The sequence below is a fragment of the Winogradskyella haliclonae genome, from assembly GCF_014635865.1.
Classification (GTDB): Bacteria; Bacteroidota; Bacteroidia; order Flavobacteriales; family Flavobacteriaceae; genus Winogradskyella; species Winogradskyella haliclonae.
In genome coordinates this window covers 54,530-69,979 of record NZ_BMDQ01000003.1, presented here as the reverse complement: position 1 = coordinate 69,979, position 15,450 = coordinate 54,530, and the positions used below count along the sequence as shown (strand labels likewise).

The 15,450-nt window shown below is 33.2% G+C and carries 18 protein-coding genes; 14 read left to right on the top strand and 4 right to left on the bottom strand.

Annotated elements, in window-relative coordinates; all coding sequences use genetic code 11:
• The first annotated feature begins 77 nt into the window (after window positions 1-77).
• From IEV10_RS10775 to IEV10_RS10765, 3 genes are all read left to right on the top strand, one after another.
• Complete coding sequence (locus IEV10_RS10775; protein WP_188374743.1) at window positions 78-1,457, top strand: serine hydrolase domain-containing protein; 1,380 nt, start codon at window positions 78-80, stop codon at window positions 1,455-1,457.
• Between the two features lie 20 nt (window positions 1,458-1,477).
• Window positions 1,478-1,966, top strand: coding sequence for a hypothetical protein (locus IEV10_RS10770; protein ID WP_188374742.1), 489 nt, complete (start codon window positions 1,478-1,480; stop codon window positions 1,964-1,966).
• A gap of 85 nt (window positions 1,967-2,051) precedes the next feature.
• A complete protein-coding gene (locus IEV10_RS10765) occupies window positions 2,052-2,372 on the top strand; it encodes a YtxH domain-containing protein (RefSeq protein ID WP_188374741.1) in 321 nt (106 codons plus the stop codon).
• Here IEV10_RS10765 and IEV10_RS10760 read toward each other — a convergent pair.
• On the bottom strand, window positions 2,369-2,941 hold the full coding sequence (locus IEV10_RS10760; RefSeq protein ID WP_188374740.1) for a GNAT family N-acetyltransferase: 573 nt from the start codon (window positions 2,939-2,941) through the stop codon (window positions 2,369-2,371). The genes IEV10_RS10765 and IEV10_RS10760 overlap by 4 nt on opposite strands.
• Complete coding sequence (locus tag IEV10_RS10755) at window positions 2,938-3,576, bottom strand: alpha/beta hydrolase (RefSeq protein WP_188374739.1); 639 nt, start codon at window positions 3,574-3,576, stop codon at window positions 2,938-2,940. Before IEV10_RS10755 ends, IEV10_RS10760 begins: the two co-directional genes overlap by 4 nt.
• A gap of 54 nt (window positions 3,577-3,630) precedes the next feature.
• On the opposite strand from IEV10_RS10755, the gene IEV10_RS10750 reads away from it, so the two are divergent.
• The 5 genes from IEV10_RS10750 (at window position 3,631) to IEV10_RS10730 (ending at window position 8,323) form a co-directional block, all read left to right on the top strand.
• Window positions 3,631-4,056 carry a PaaI family thioesterase gene (locus IEV10_RS10750; RefSeq protein WP_188374738.1) on the top strand — a complete coding sequence of 142 codons (426 nt, stop codon included), beginning with the start codon at window positions 3,631-3,633 and terminating at the stop codon, window positions 4,054-4,056.
• Window positions 4,057-5,172: a chorismate-binding protein gene (locus tag IEV10_RS10745; RefSeq protein ID WP_188374737.1), complete on the top strand. Its 1,116-nt coding sequence runs from the start codon at window positions 4,057-4,059 to the stop codon at window positions 5,170-5,172.
• Window positions 5,173-5,205: 33 nt separating this feature from the next.
• The gene (gene menD / locus IEV10_RS10740; RefSeq protein ID WP_188374736.1) at window positions 5,206-6,966 is read left to right on the top strand and encodes a 2-succinyl-5-enolpyruvyl-6-hydroxy-3-cyclohexene-1-carboxylic-acid synthase; all 1,761 of its coding nucleotides are present in this window, start codon (window positions 5,206-5,208) and stop codon (window positions 6,964-6,966) included.
• Window positions 6,967-7,060: 94 nt separating this feature from the next.
• The gene (locus IEV10_RS10735) at window positions 7,061-7,399 is read left to right on the top strand and encodes a DUF2853 family protein (protein ID WP_188374735.1); all 339 of its coding nucleotides are present in this window, start codon (window positions 7,061-7,063) and stop codon (window positions 7,397-7,399) included.
• A gap of 93 nt (window positions 7,400-7,492) precedes the next feature.
• Window positions 7,493-8,323, top strand: coding sequence for a CvfB family protein (locus IEV10_RS10730; RefSeq protein WP_188374734.1), 831 nt, complete (start codon window positions 7,493-7,495; stop codon window positions 8,321-8,323).
• 6 nt (window positions 8,324-8,329) lie between these two features.
• Here the strand turns inward: IEV10_RS10730 and IEV10_RS10725 are convergent, their stop codons facing one another.
• Complete coding sequence (locus IEV10_RS10725) at window positions 8,330-8,728, bottom strand: hypothetical protein (protein WP_188374733.1); 399 nt, start codon at window positions 8,726-8,728, stop codon at window positions 8,330-8,332.
• Window positions 8,729-9,042: 314 nt separating this feature from the next.
• Here IEV10_RS10725 and IEV10_RS10720 point away from each other — a divergent pair, with 314 nt between their 5' ends.
• Genes IEV10_RS10720 through IEV10_RS10710 form a run of 3 tightly spaced genes read left to right on the top strand, consistent with a single transcriptional unit; the run spans window position 9,043 to window position 11,498 of the window.
• A complete protein-coding gene (locus IEV10_RS10720; RefSeq protein WP_188374732.1) occupies window positions 9,043-9,882 on the top strand; it encodes a 1,4-dihydroxy-2-naphthoyl-CoA synthase in 840 nt (279 codons plus the stop codon).
• Window positions 9,883-9,897: 15 nt separating this feature from the next.
• A complete protein-coding gene (menA, locus tag IEV10_RS10715) occupies window positions 9,898-10,803 on the top strand; it encodes a 1,4-dihydroxy-2-naphthoate octaprenyltransferase (RefSeq protein ID WP_188374731.1) in 906 nt (301 codons plus the stop codon).
• A gap of 11 nt (window positions 10,804-10,814) precedes the next feature.
• Window positions 10,815-11,498, top strand: coding sequence for a DUF2490 domain-containing protein (locus IEV10_RS10710; protein WP_188374730.1), 684 nt, complete (start codon window positions 10,815-10,817; stop codon window positions 11,496-11,498).
• On the opposite strand, the gene IEV10_RS10705 is transcribed toward IEV10_RS10710, so the two are convergent.
• On the bottom strand, window positions 11,499-12,290 hold the full coding sequence (locus tag IEV10_RS10705; protein ID WP_188374729.1) for an SDR family oxidoreductase: 792 nt from the start codon (window positions 12,288-12,290) through the stop codon (window positions 11,499-11,501).
• A 94-nt stretch (window positions 12,291-12,384) separates the two neighbouring features.
• On the opposite strand from IEV10_RS10705, the gene IEV10_RS10700 reads away from it, so the two are divergent.
• The 3 genes from IEV10_RS10700 to IEV10_RS10690 are packed head-to-tail and all read left to right on the top strand — an operon-like array spanning window position 12,385 to window position 15,439.
• Window positions 12,385-13,422 (top strand): o-succinylbenzoate synthase, encoded by a 1,038-nt coding sequence (locus IEV10_RS10700; RefSeq protein ID WP_188374728.1) that lies wholly within the window; start codon window positions 12,385-12,387, stop codon window positions 13,420-13,422.
• Window positions 13,422-14,357 carry a CPBP family intramembrane glutamic endopeptidase gene (locus IEV10_RS10695; protein ID WP_188374727.1) on the top strand — a complete coding sequence of 312 codons (936 nt, stop codon included), beginning with the start codon at window positions 13,422-13,424 and terminating at the stop codon, window positions 14,355-14,357. The genes IEV10_RS10700 and IEV10_RS10695 overlap by 1 nt, the downstream gene beginning before the upstream one ends.
• On the top strand, window positions 14,357-15,439 hold the full coding sequence (locus IEV10_RS10690; protein ID WP_188374726.1) for an AMP-binding protein: 1,083 nt from the start codon (window positions 14,357-14,359) through the stop codon (window positions 15,437-15,439). The genes IEV10_RS10695 and IEV10_RS10690 overlap by 1 nt, the downstream gene beginning before the upstream one ends.
• The last annotated feature ends 11 nt before the right edge of the window (window positions 15,440-15,450 follow it).

The window sequence follows — 15,450 nt, the reverse complement described above, 5'->3', positions numbered from 1 at the left end:
AATCATAAGAATTAGCTTTTTGTTTTTTAAGTTAACTCTTATCTTAGCTATCAATTCATCTTCAAAAATTTTAATACATGAAAAAATCACTTTTTCTACTTTTTGCAATAGCATGTTCTGTTGCTTCTTTTTCTCAAAGCTCACAATCACAACGCTTAGATAGTTTGTTTACGGCCTTATATGCCAAGAAGATGTTTAATGGTAATGTTTTGGTTGCTAATAAAGGTGAGGTCATTTTTAAAAAGAGTTATGGCTATGCCGACGAGAGTACCAAGCGTAAAATAAACAACGAGACCATTTTTGAGTTGGCTTCAGTTTCTAAACAATTCACGGCTATGGGTATTGTAACTCTCCAAAAATCAGGCAGGTTAGAGTACTCTGACAAAGTGTCTAAACACATCCCAGAGTTAGCTTTTTATGGTGATGTTACGGTTAGAAATTTATTAAATCATACAGGTGGCCTCCCAGATTATATGGGCTTATTTCAGGAAAAATGGGACAAATCTAAGTTTGCCACTAACCAAGATATTGTAAAATTATTAGCAGAACACAAGCCAAAGGCCAACTTTCAACCTGGAGACAAATTTGAGTATAGTAATACAGGTTATGCTTTACTCGCATCTATTATAGAAAAAGCATCTGGTAAATCGTTTACAGAGCATTTGAAGGAGACTATTTTTAAGCCACTTGGTATGGATAACACCTTTGTATATAGAAGTTGTTACGAGTCAAGAGAGATTGATAACATGGCTTTGGGTTATATTGCAGACAATAGCGGTAATAAGGTACGTCCAGAACATTTTGGTAAAGAAATTCCGTTTTATTATCTCGATGGTATTGTGGGTGATGGCATGATAAATTCTACTCTTGATGATTTACTTAAATGGGATAGGGTTTTGTATACAGACAAGCTTGTTGATGCTGATGATAAAGCATTAATCTTTAATGCTGCAGATACAAAAGATGGAAAAGGCTCAGGTTATGGTTTTGGTTGGGGACTTAGTGATTCTGAAACTTATGGAAAAACGGTGAGTCATTCAGGATCATGGGCAGGTAATCTCACGTACATTGAACGCCAATTAGACCATGATAAAACGGTTATCATTCTTCAAAATAATTCTACAGGATTAAATACCATACCTAGTAAAAAAGTACGCAAAATCTTAAATGATGAAGGTTTTGATATTCCTAAAACAGTAAAGCTTTCGGCTAAAGAATTAGACAAATACACAGGTATTTTCTCTAATGAAAACTTCCCTATAAAAATTGAGTTTTTTGTTAAAGATGGTGTGTTAATGGGACAAGGCGATGGCCAAGGAGCTTTTCCTTTAGACAGTTATGCCAATCATACTTTTAAGTTTGAACCCGCTAGAATATCACTAGTTTTTAATATCGATGACAATACCATAGACTTTACACAAAATGGAAAGAGTTTTGTGTTTCAGAAAGAGAAGTGATAATTTTTATATGTTCTTAAATGAAAAGTAATAAGAGAGATATTTGGATTTATATAGTTGCTATTTTTACTGTTATTTTCATAATAGTTACTTGGATAATTACCTATAGATTATTAAAGGATTTGCCTAATGAAGAAAGAGGAACATTAGGTGATATGTTTGGAACATTAAACACTTTATTCTCTGGGTTAGCATTTGCGGGTATAATTTTCACAATCTTATTACAACGAAAGGAACTTAGTTTACAAAGAGAAGAACTTAAAGAAACCAGAAGAGAATTAGCAAGAAGTGCTGAAGCTCAAGAGAAATCTCAGATTGCATTAAATAAGCAATCCAAGTATACTTTAAATGCTTCAAGAATAAATGCATTGAGTACATTAATTGAAAATTGTAACTCGATAATAAGCAATGATAGAAATTCGTATAATAGAGATGCTGCTAAAAAAGATAAGAAAGATTTTATAAATCAGATGTATGAAATAATTCAAGAGATGAAGAATGAATTATAATTATTTAAATGCACATAATCTTAGCTTGTAACAAATTATAGTTAAGGACGTCATATAGTTACACAACAATTAAAAAAGAAAAGTTATGGTTCAATTTAAAGGCGCACTGGTTTTAGGTGCATTAATAGGCACAGGCATAGGTATTTTAATTGCCCCAGAAAAAGGGAGCGATACAAGAGCTAAATTAAAGAAAGAAGGAAAAGATATTAAAGACCAAATCGTCGAAGATTTTAAAGAAGTTAAAGACGATGTTTCTAAAGTGGCAAAATCTGGTAAAGAAAAGTTTAAAGAAGAAGCACACGACTTTAAAGTAAAAGCAAGTGTCCAAGCAGAAAAAGCAATTACCTTTTTAGAAAAGCAATTGGCACATCTTAAAGAAAAAAATAAAACTTGGCAAACAAGTTAAAAGGTTTTAAAAATGGTCGACTTTATCGTCGGCCATTCTTCTTTTAGGATGCCATAGCAACAGGTACTACGCCTATAACCGTCCTTCATAACCGTATCTTTTCTTAGAATACCTTCAAGTGAAGCACCAAGCTTCTCAACAGCACGACGTGATTTTTTATTGCGCTCATCGATTCGGAATTCGACCTTCTCAAACCCTAAAGTTTCAAAAGCGTATTGTAGCATTAAAAACTTCATGTTGTTGTTTAACCCTGTGCCTTGAAAATCATGACCTATCCATGTCCAACCGATATGTAAGACTTTGTTTTTCCTGTTAATTAATCCAAATCTGGTTGAACCAGCATAGGCTTGTTTTTGCTTGTCATAGATAATAAACGGAATAATGGTTTTTTGATAATAACCATCAACCGCCAATTGCACATAATCACGTAACTTTTCTGGTGATGAAATGTCTGAGGGCGAATAGTAGATAAGGTCTTTTTCCTGGGCAATTGCTTCCAAACTATTATAATTACTTAAGTCAAGTAAACTGAGTTTTACGCGATTGTTTTCTAAAGTTGGTGCTGTCATACTAGAGTATTTATATAGTCTACATTAACGACATGTTTGCCATCAAACGGTAAAATTTCTAGTCGTTTGCCAAATAATTCTGTAGCTCTTTTACTTTCGTGCTCAATTCTTGAAGCATCTAAATATTCATCTTGAGTACCGTAAATTAATTTCACTTTTGTGTCTTTGGACAAATACTCAAAATCCTCGGCAATTAATTCTACAGGAATCCCTCCAGAATGTAATACCAATTGTGCGCATTGTAATTTTCGTTTTACAGCAAACCTTGTGGCAATACTTACGCCTTGAGAGTAGCCAAAAACAATAAGGTTCTTATCTTCCGGAATTTGTTCAACGTCCATAACAGCATCGAGATAATTCAGTATATTTTGCATCCCAGCATAAGTATTATCTCGAGTTAACCAATTAGCACCCACATGCATTTTTGGTTGTATGTAATATTTACTTGGTGCTTGTGGTGCAATAATATAGTTCTCCTCTGGGTTTAAGGCTTTAAAATATTTTAGAAAATAACGACTTAGATAACCCATGCCATGACAAACCAACCAAATAGTCTTGGTGGACTTGGTCAAGTCATTTAAGGTAGAATAAGAGTTAGTGGTTGAGTAAACGATTTCTTTTTCAGTTGAATTCATTATTCTTTGGACTTTCAGTATTTTTGTTTTCCGACATTAAAAGTAGGCATAACTATGCAAATATCTAAAGACCAATTACTACAAAAAGCCAACGCAGCCAGTAAAAATACATTAATGGAAACCTTAGGTATTGAGATTGTAGATTTTACTGAAGAGACGTTGACAGCGCGTATGCCTGTAACACCAAAAGTGCACCAGCCAGATGGAGTGTTACACGGTGGCGCTACTGCGGCTTTAGCGGAAAGTGTTGGTAGTTTTGCATCACATATTTTTATTGATACTGAAGCGTTTTTTGTTCGTGGATTAGAGATTACAGCTAACCATTTAAAAAGTGTAAAAGAAGGTTATGTCTATGCAAAAGCGTCGTTTTTACATCGCGGACGTACGACACAACTGTTAGATATTAGAATTACAGATGAGGATGACAATCTTGTTTCTATTTGTCGTTTATCAACAATTACTTTGCCTAAGAAAAAGTAAATGAGCGAAGACATTTTTTTTCAAAATATAGAGGAGCAATACACCAACAAATTGCCTTTTGTGGTCTATAGCAGGCCAATAAATTCTGTTATAAAATGCTGGTTACAGGTTGATGATACCTTATACAATACCAACAATTTTTCTGAAAGTGGTTTTGTGTTTTCACCTTTTGACTTAAATAGACCAGCTATTGTTTTACCGCAAAGCGAATGTAAGCATCATATTTTTGAGGTTGAAACTCTTCAAGTTGAAGATGATGAGGAAACGAGGTTGCCTGCTAATTCTGAAGGCAAAGAAACTCATATAAAATTGGTAGAAAAAGGTATAGAAGCCATAAAAAGTAATAAGCTTGAAAAAGTAGTTTTGTCACGTTTTGAAGAGCGACCAGTTACAGAAAATCCTATTTCTATTTTTAAACGCTTATTCAATACCTACAAAAATGCAATGGTTTATTGTTGGTATCATCCAAAAGCAGGTTTATGGTTAGGTGCAACACCAGAACTATTATTTAAGATTGAAGGCCAGCAGCTCACGACCATTTCTCTAGCAGGTACAAAGGCTTATAATCCAAACGGACAGCCTAATTGGACAGAAAAAGAGTTAAAAGAGCAGCAGATTGTAACGGATTATTTAGCACAGCAAATTTCAGATTATACAGATACTACTAATATTTCTGAAGTTGAAACCATTAGAGCAGGTAACCTTTGGCATTTAAAGTCACGATTGATTAGTCGAGTTTCTAAAAAAACAGAATTAAAATCTATCATTGAAGCCTTGCATCCTACACCAGCCGTATGTGGTTTTCCTAAAGAAGACTCAAAGCAATTTATTCTTGATCATGAAAATTATAATCGGGAGTTTTATACGGGTTTCTTAGGTGAATTAAATCTTCAGTTTTCTAAGACTAGAAATCCTAACAGAAGAAACGTTGAGAATAATGCATACAGTATTGTAAAAAAGCAATCGAATTTTTATGTAAATCTTCGCTGTATGCAGGTTAAAGATAACTTAGCCAAAATCTATATTGGTGGTGGTATTACAAAAGGCTCTGTTGCAGAAACCGAATGGGAAGAAACCCAAAATAAAGCAAAAACTATTGGTCGTATTTTGAGATAAGTCCACCTATAAATTGTTTATCTTTGTGTATTAATGCAATACTCTAAAATTCCTTTAGCACAAACTGTTGTAACATTATGCAAAACGCATAATATCAAGCATATTATTATATCTCCAGGAAGCAGAAATGCGCCTTTAACTATTGGTTTTACTCATGATATTTTTTTTAAATGCTATAGTATAGTAGATGAGCGTTGTGCTGCTTTTTTTGCATTGGGCATTGCACAGCAAACACAAGAGCCTACAGCTGTTGTTTGTACATCTGGTAGTGCATTACTTAATTATTATCCAGCGGTTTCAGAAGCTTATTATAGCCGTATTCCTCTTGTGGTGATATCTGCAGATAGACCAAAACATTTGATTGATGTTGGCGATGGACAAACTATAAAGCAGAAAAATGTTTATGGTGAGCATGTGTTTTATAGTGCAAATCTAAAATTAGATTTGCGTGAAGATGCCCAGAAACCTCCAGAAGAGGAAGTGCCGTTATTTAAAAATTTAGAAAACAAGTTTGAGAAATTGCTTGGACTTCAAAATGGGATTCAATCTCAAAACGAAACAGAGATTCATCAAGCATTGCATAGTGCCGTTATAAATTCTGGACCAGCCCATATTAATGTGCCTTTTGATGAACCTTTGTACGAAAGAGTTGATGAGTTAACAATTAGCCCAATACCTTTTAAGTTACCAAATACTGAACTAAGCATCGATGCCAATGAGATAGAAGAATGTGCTGAAATCTGGAGTAATTCTAACAAAAAACTAATCTTGGTTGGTGTATTACAGCCTAATTCAATTGAGGAAAAGTGGTTGCATCAATTGGCAAAAGACAATAGTGTTATTATCATGACAGAAACCACGTCTAACCTTCATCATAAGGACATATTTCCAGGGATTGATAAACTTATAGCACCTCTTGAGGATGAAGATTTTAATAAACTTCAACCAGATGTATTACTGACTTTTGGTGGTTTAGTCGTATCAAAAAAAGTAAAGCGTTTTTTAAGAGATTATAAGCCTCGATACCATTGGCATGTTGATGAATACAATGCTAATGATACCTTTTTTGTATTGGACAGGCATATAAGATTAAAGCCAAATACATTTTTTGATGTGTTTTTGTCGGGAGTAAATATTAGTAATCAAAGTCAATACAAAACACATTGGTTGTCTATTAGAGAAAAGCGCCGAATGTTACATGATGATTATTTGCAGACGATTCCGTTTTCAGACTTTATAGTTTTTGATAAAATACTTAGAAGTATCCCTAGTAATAGTCAGCTTCAAGTTGGTAACAGCTCCGCAATACGATATACGCAGTTATTTCAACTTAAAAATAATATAACCGTATTTTGTAATAGAGGTACAAGTGGTATTGATGGTAGTACAAGTACAGCAATTGGCGCAGCTTTGGCTTCTAAAGAACGTGTCACTTTTATTACCGGCGACTTAAGTTTCTTCTATGACAGCAATGCGCTTTGGAATAATTACATTCCTAATAACTTTAGAATCATAGTTATTAATAATTCCGGAGGTGGAATTTTTAGGATTTTACCAGGTCATAAGAATACCGAAAATTTTGATATGTTCTTTGAAACTAAGCATAACCTTGATGCTTCAGACTTGTCAAAAATGTATAATTTTGAATATACTTCTGTAAATGATGAATTAGCTTTGACAAAGGTTTTAAAAACGTTTTATGAGACTTCTCATCAACCAAAATTGTTAGAAATTTTTACGCCTTCTCAAATTAATGATGAAATTTTACTTGGCTATTTTGAATTTATTAAGTAGTAAAATTCTGAATAATTTGTTGGTCTTTTTTATTTGAATAGTAAATTTCACTATCTTTAAAATGTTCTAATGTATTAATCTAAAAAACTATAAGATGAGTAAAAGAGACGACCTTATTGAAAAATATGCTGCAGACTTAAAAGACAAGTGTGGTATGAATCCTGATATGGATTTACTGACTAAAGTAACTGTTGGTTTAGGACCATCAATTTATAATGCAGATGCTGCTACAGTTTCTGGATCTGACGAAAAAGAATTAGCTACTGTGAAAAACAACTTCTTGATTAAAAAATTAGGATTAAGTGATAGTGCTGATTTGGATAAGGCCATCGATAGTGTTATTGAAACATATGGTCGTTCTAATCGTAACAAGTATAGAGCAGTAATCTACTATATGCTTACAAAACATTTCAATAAAGAATCAGTTTACTAGAATCTTTTAAAAGATACTACGAGCGTTAGAGTTCTGCATAAGAATACTAACGCTTTTTTTAGCTACATACATTAATAATGATACCTTTGCTCCATGATACATATAGGCGAGTACAATACACTTACGATTTTAAGAGATACAGAACCAGGACTCTTCTTAGGAGATAATGAAGAGAACGAGATTTTATTGCCAAACAGGTATGTGCCAGAATCTTTTGAAATAGGAGACCAGATTGAAGTTTTCGCTTATTTAGATAACGAAGAAAGACCTGTTGCAATTACAGACAAACCCTATATTAAAAAAGGTGATTTTGCTTTGTTGCGTTGCAATCAAGTTACAAAGTTTGGTGCTTTTTTGGATTGGGGTTTAGTAAAAGAATTATTCTGCCCATTTAAGGAGCAAGCTTTTAAAATGAAAGCGGGAGGTTGGTATCTCGTACACTGCTATTTAGATGAAGAGTCAGGTCGTCTTGTAGCTTCTAGTAAAACAAATCGTTTTCTTGATAATAAAGAATTGACTGTAGAACGCTACGAAGAAGTAGATTTAATTGTGTCGCACCCTTCGGATATTGGTATGAATGTGATTGTAAACAAACGTCACCTTGGCCTAGTCTTTAAAGATGAAATCTTTAAAGATCTAAGCGTCGGAGACAGGTTAAAGGGCACTATCAAAAAAATAAGACCTGGAAATAAGTTAGATATTTCTCTAAGCCAAATTGGGTATCGTAGTATAGAGCCCAATGCGCAGTTTATCTTGACAGAATTGGGGGATAATGGGGGTTTTCTGCCACTAAATGATAAATCTGCACCTGATGATATAAGGGATATGCTTCAAATGAGTAAAAAGAACTTTAAAAAAGCCGTTGGCTCATTATACAAAGCAAGAAAAATTGAAATCAAAGATGACGGAATCTATTTAAAATAGATGCTTTTATAGTGTTTCTCCAATCCAAGTTATTGCTTCATCTAAGTTTTTAAATATTTGTCGATTAAACTTAAAGAACTGGTTTTCAATTTCAAATACACCTTTTCCAAATAGAGTATCGCATACTACAGCATAGGCCTTAAGATTTGGAAAACTCTTATTAAAACGATTTGCGTCATTTAAATCAATTGAATAAGAATTTGTTCTATTTGCAATAAAACCAAAATCATTACTACCAAAATAGCTAAGTATTTTTTCAGTAGATTCTACAAATGTTTCAAAATCTATATGTACGCCTTCATTAAATTCACCAACAACATAATTATCAAAAAAGTATAATTTTCCAATATTTACTTCTTGATAATCAGTAAGTTCCGAAGTGTTCTTGTGCTCAGTTATCGACATATTTTTTGTTTAAGAGAGTGCAAAAGTACTATGCAAGCATAGTATTATCATAACATTTTTTGACTTTAACGTATCAGGTACTAAAACTTCAAAATTTGTTTAGCTTATGTTAGAATTAAATAATAAAATACATGAAATGTTACGGATATTTTAAATGCTTGATTAATAGTAATTTGAGTTGGTTTTAATTACAACGTTTTCGTTGAATAAAGTAGATTTCAATCTTAAACAAAATGATGCTCTTTTTGTAAGTTAATCATAGAATTAGAAATAGAATTAATCCGTATTTTTGTTTGCTAAAGAATGAATATTTAATGAGCGATATAAAATGGGTCGTTGCTAAAGAATACGAAGACATTACTTATAAAAAATTTAATGGGGTAGCTCGTATAGCATTTAATAGGCCAAATATTAGAAATGCATTCAGACCAAAGACGACTTCAGAGCTTTATGATGCATTTTACGATGCAAATGAAGATGTTAACATAGGTGTAGTTTTACTCAGTGCAGAAGGGCCATCGACTAAAGATGGTATTTGGAGTTTTTGTTCTGGAGGTGACCAAAGGGCAAGAGGTCATCAAGGCTATGTAGGTGACGATGGTTACCATAGACTTAATATTTTAGAAGTACAGCGTCTTATCAGATTTATGCCAAAAGCAGTAATTGCTGTTGTCCCTGGATGGGCAGTTGGTGGCGGACATAGTTTGCATGTTGTATGTGACTTAACTTTAGCGAGTAAAGAACATGCAATTTTTAAACAAACTGATGCAGATGTAACAAGCTTTGATGGTGGTTATGGCTCAGCATATTTAGCAAAAATGGTAGGGCAAAAGAAAGCTAGAGAGATTTTCTTTTTAGGGCGTAACTATTCTGCTCAAGAGGCTTATGAAATGGGGATGGTTAATGCTGTAATTCCACATCAAGATTTAGAAGATACTGCTTATGAATGGGCTCAAGAGATATTGGCTAAATCTCCTACATCGATAAAGATGTTGAAGTTTGCAATGAACCTTACTGATGACGGTATGGTTGGGCAACAAGTATTTGCAGGAGAAGCCACTCGTTTAGCATATATGACTGATGAAGCTAAAGAGGGTAGAGATGCATTTTTAGAGAAACGTAAGCCGAATTTTGATAAGAAATGGATTCCATAAATAGTTTCAATGTTCATGAATAATATTAAACCATGGCTTTCGGCAATGCGTTTGCGTACATTGCCGCTATCAGTTTCCGGAATTATCATAGGCACATGTCTTTCAGCTTACAATGGTAAGTTTGATATTTTTGTATTTATACTCGCACTTTTAACAACTGTAAGTTTGCAAATCCTATCTAATCTTGCAAATGACTATGGCGATGGGGTTAAAGGTACAGATAATGAAGATAGAGTAGGTCCTCCACGTGCCATACAAAGTGGAGCGATTACTCAAGAGCAAATGTTAGAAGCCATAAAAAAGAATATTCTTATAGTGATTGCACTAACAATTTCGTTAGTTTATGTGGCATTTGGACATACGTATTTTCTTTATGCATTGCTTATTATATTCCTTGGAGGTCTTTCTGTATATGCAGCGATTAATTATACAATGGGTGATTCTCCCTATGGTTACAGAGCTCTAGGTGATGTCTTTGTATTTATATTTTTCGGATTTATAAGTGTTTTAGGAACTTATTTATTAAATGTAAAAACCATTGACCACATCGTGTTTTTACCAGCAACGACTTTAGGTTTATTAAGTGTAGCAGTTCTAAATCTTAATAACATGAGGGATCTGGAAGCTGATGAGAAAGTTGGTAAAATTACTTTGGCCGTAAAATTTGGAAAACAAAGAGCGAAGAACTATCATTATTTTTTAATACTTGGCGCCATGTTTACGGCTACTTTATTTAGCATTTTGTATTATGTAGAGCCATACAACTTTATTTTCCTTTTAAGCTTTATTCCTTTAATTATACATTTAGATAAAATTAAAAAAGCTAAAGCTCCTAATGATTTCGACAGTCAGCTTAAAGTATTAGCATTGACAACTTTTATGTTCTCAATTTTATTAGGCGTAGGCTATTTATTGTATTAAAATAATAACCAATGAGATATATCTATCTATTCGTTTTTTGTTTAAGTTTTTGTGTTTCTACTGCTCAAGTCGACCAATCTCAAACCGGTGCATGGTACATGTACTTTTATAGTCATCAGTTTAAGAATAGTCAGTTTGGCATTCAAGGCGATTTTCAATATCGTGATTGGCAAGGTTTGGGTGATATGGAGCAGCTTTTATTGCGTTCTGGATTTACATACACGCCTAAAAATGCAAATGTAAAATTCACTCTAGGATATGGTAATGTAACTTCTGGTGTCCCAGGTTCTAGTGATGATACGTCTACTGAAAGTCGTATCTATCAGGAGGCTTTATTATCACAGAAACTAGGTCGTTTTTATTTGACACATCGTTTTAGATATGAGCAACGTTTTGTCGAAAATCAAGATTTTAGAACACGTTATCGTTACAACTTATTTTTAAATGTTCCGATTAATAAGAAAGAATTATCGCCTAAAGCGATATATGCTGCATTGTATAACGAATTGTTTATCAATGGTCAACAAGATATTGGGAACAATCAAACGGTAGAGTTATTTGATAGAAATAGAACTTATCTTGGCTTAGGTTATGTTTTAAATGAGAAGATTCGTTTTCAACTTGGTTGGATGAATCAAAAAACCAATACTTGGGGAAAAGGCCAGCTTCAGTTAAGCATGCATCATAATTGGTAGTTATCTAACACTACTTTTTAATACTGTTTTATGAAGCAGTTTTGGAAAAAACCGTTTTAAAAACACACCTAGAGTTTCCTTCTTACCAATATAAGCTTCAAATTTTTGCTTAGAAATGGCTTTTATCATGCGTTTTGCAAACTCGTCAACAGATAATCCATTTTCAGTAGCCTTGTCTAATGTTTCTAATTTTGTGCCATCACCAGTTAATGCATTGCGAGACACATCTGTGTTAACAAAACCAGGGCAAATTAGAGTTACATTAATATTATCTTTTTCATGCTCCATTCTTAAGACATCAAAAAAACCATGAAGCGCATGTTTGGCTCCACAATATCCAGAGCGATAGGGTGAGCCAAATTTTCCCATTAAACTAGTTACAGTTACAAAATGACCAGATTGTTGAGACATAAAGTAAGGCAACAAAGCTTTTGATAAAGCTATTGTACCCAAATAATCGACTTCCATCAATTTTTTATCTACAGAGATATCCGTATCTATTATCAATGAGCGTTGACTGATACCACCATTATTAATAAGGACATCGATGGTCCCATAAATAGAAATAGCCTTTTCTGCTATGGGTTTCATCATATCATAATTTGCCAAGTCAAAAGGAAGAACAGCAACATTCTCTTGAGTTTTGCATAGAGATTTTACAGTATTGAGTTCTGCTTCACGTCTAGAAGAGAGTATGAGTCTACAATTAAGCTGAGAAAGGTGTAATGCTGTAGCTTTACCAATACCACTAGATGCACCAGTAACCCATACAACCTTATTGTTAAAATCCATAATTGATATTTAAAAATTGAAAATACGAATTTGTAAAATGATTATGATATATTTCATTTAAAAAGGGAGAATTATAAGTATTTTTGAAACTCTTATGAAAGCTAATTATCTACGTTATGTTTTAAATTTTAAGCGTCCCAGCGGTACATCTCGTGGTGTTATGACAACTAAGGAAACCTGGTTTATTAGTCTTGAAGAGAATGGTAAAATTGGTGTTGGTGAATGTGGCATTCTAAGAGGGCTTTCTATAGACGACAGACCAGATTATGAGGAAAAATTAAAATGGGTATGTGCCAATATTAACTTAGGACTAGAAAGATTACTTAACGTTCTTGTTGAATTTCCAAGTATACAATTTGGTGTGGAGACAGCTTTTAAATCTTTACAAGTAGATAGTAAATTCAACTTATTTCCATCTGAATTTACTAAAGGAAAGGATAGTATTCCTATTAATGGACTGGTTTGGATGGGAGATGACGCCTTTATGCGAAAGCAAATTACCGAAAAAATTGAAGCTGGGTTTGATTGTATTAAACTTAAAATAGGCGCAATTGATTTTCAAACAGAATTGGATATTTTAAAATCCATTCGGAAAGAGTTTTCAGCTTCAGATATTGAATTGCGAGTAGACGCTAATGGCGCATTTAATGAGAATGAGGCTTTAGACAAATTAAAACAGCTTTCAGAATATCAATTGCATTCAATAGAGCAACCTATAAAACCTATGCAATACGAAGCTATGGCAAAACTTTGTGAAGCTTCTCCAATAGCTATTGCATTAGATGAAGAACTTATAGGTGTGTTTTTTGATACCGAAAAAGAGAACGTTATTTCTAGTATAAAGCCTCAATATATCATCCTCAAGCCGAGTTTAATAGGTGGTTTTTTAGGTAGCCAAAAATGGATTGATATTGCTGAGAAACATCAGGTTAAATGGTGGATTACAAGTGCTTTAGAAAGTAATATTGGATTAAATGCCATAGCGCAATGGACCTATACATTAAATAATAAAATGCCGCAAGGTCTGGGAACCGGCAGTTTGTATACTAATAATTTTCATTCGCCATTAACAGTAAAAAATGGTACTTTGCAATACGATATAAATACAAATTGGAAACTTAATATTATATAATGAATTATATTCAGCAGGCCTATAAAGGAAAGTTAGAAGCATGGATGGTAATAATTACAACATGTGTTGTGTCAGGTATATTTGTACTAAATTTTATTTTCTACCTATTTTCTTCACCGGAAGACTTAGAAGCATCCTATGATTTAATGAAAAGTTGGGACCCTAATTTAACTTTGATTTTGAATTTGGGACTTTTTGTTCCACTTATATTGTTACTTTTTGTGTTTGTAAAATATGTGCATCAGCGTAGTATATTGTCTTTAACGACATCACGACCTAAAGTTGATTTTAAGCGAATATTTTTCACCTTCTTTCTAGTGGTTGTTTTTACTTTAGTTACTTTTTTTATTAGCTATTATTACGATTCTTCAGATATTGTTTATCAATTTAATCCAGGAAGATTTGCAATTCTGTTTCTAATATGTGTTCTTTTATTTCCTTTTCAGATAGGATTAGAAGAATACCTCTTTAGAGGATATTTAATGCAACATATTGGAGTCATAGTAAAAAATAAATGGTTCCCGTTAATATTGACTTCTGTGCTTTTTGGGATTATGCATAGCTCTAATCCAGAAGTTGCTGAGATTGGTTACTTTAAAATGATGATTTTTTATGTTGGTACAGGATTACTTCTTGGTATAATGACATTAATGGACGAAGGCTTAGAACTTGCATTAGGATTTCATCTTGGTAATAATTTATTGGCAGCATTACTAATTACTTCAGATTGGTCGGCATTACAAACAGATGCTATTTTTAAGAATACTGCAGAACAAGGAATAAGTTCTATTACTGAGATTTTGGCTCCAGTAATAATAGTCTATCCAATACTTCTCTTTATTCTATCTAAAAAATATGGATGGACAAATTGGAAAGACAAGTTGTTTGGCAAAGTATCACCACCACCTAAAGAAGATTATAAAGTACTTGATTAATGACGCCAAGTTTTAATAAGATTCACAACCGATTTAAATTTAATGGGCATCATTTTAGTCATGAAGAATTTAAAGAAGTCGCATATAGTCTTATAAAAGAAGGCGATTATCACGAACGCATTACTGGTGATTTCTTAATCGATTGGCTTAATGATGATGATTTTGTTTTTGCAGAAACTTCTGGATCAACAGGAGTACCCAAGCGCATAAAGCTTCAAAAACAAGCCATGGTAAATTCTGCCATTGCGACAGGAGATTTTTTTGGTTTAAAGCCAGGAGACAAGGCATTAAACTGTTTGTCTAGCAGCTATATTGCAGGAAAAATGATGCTTGTAAGAGCAATGATTTTGGGTTTGGAAATTGATTGCGAAACACCAGACTCCAAACCATTGTTTGATACTAATAAAGGTTATGATTTCTGTGCTATGGTTCCGATGCAGGTCTCAGAATCAATAGAGAAATTAGATACTATAAAAACGATTATCATTGGTGGTTCTAAAATAGTTCCTTCTTTATTAGAGAGGATAAAAAATAGTCCATTAAAATTCTACGAGACCTATGGTATGACAGAAACGGTTACTCACATTGCGATAAAACCATTAGAAACTTTAACTCAAAAAGGAGAAGACTTTTTTAAGGCACTGCCAACGGTCAAGTTCACCCAAGACAAGCGTGATTGCTTAATTATAGATGCACCAAAATTGATGGATGTACCTTTGATTACAAACGATGTTGTTGAATTAAAATCCGATAAAGAATTCAAATGGTTAGGGCGTTTTGATAATGTCATTAACTCTGGAGGTGTTAAATTATTTCCAGAGCAGATAGAACAAAAATTACTTCCAATTATCAAGAAACGTATTATTGTTTGTGCAGAACCTGATGATAAATTTGGAGAAAAAGTGATTTTAATAGTCGAAACAACGGACAATATCTCTGAAGAACTGAAGACCAAAATCTACACTACGAAATCACTTCATAAGTACGAAATACCTAAGCATATTTATACTACAGACCAATTCGTTGATACTTTTAATGGGAAAGTACAACGCCAAAGAACTATTCAATTGGTTTTAGGATAGTTTACTCACTA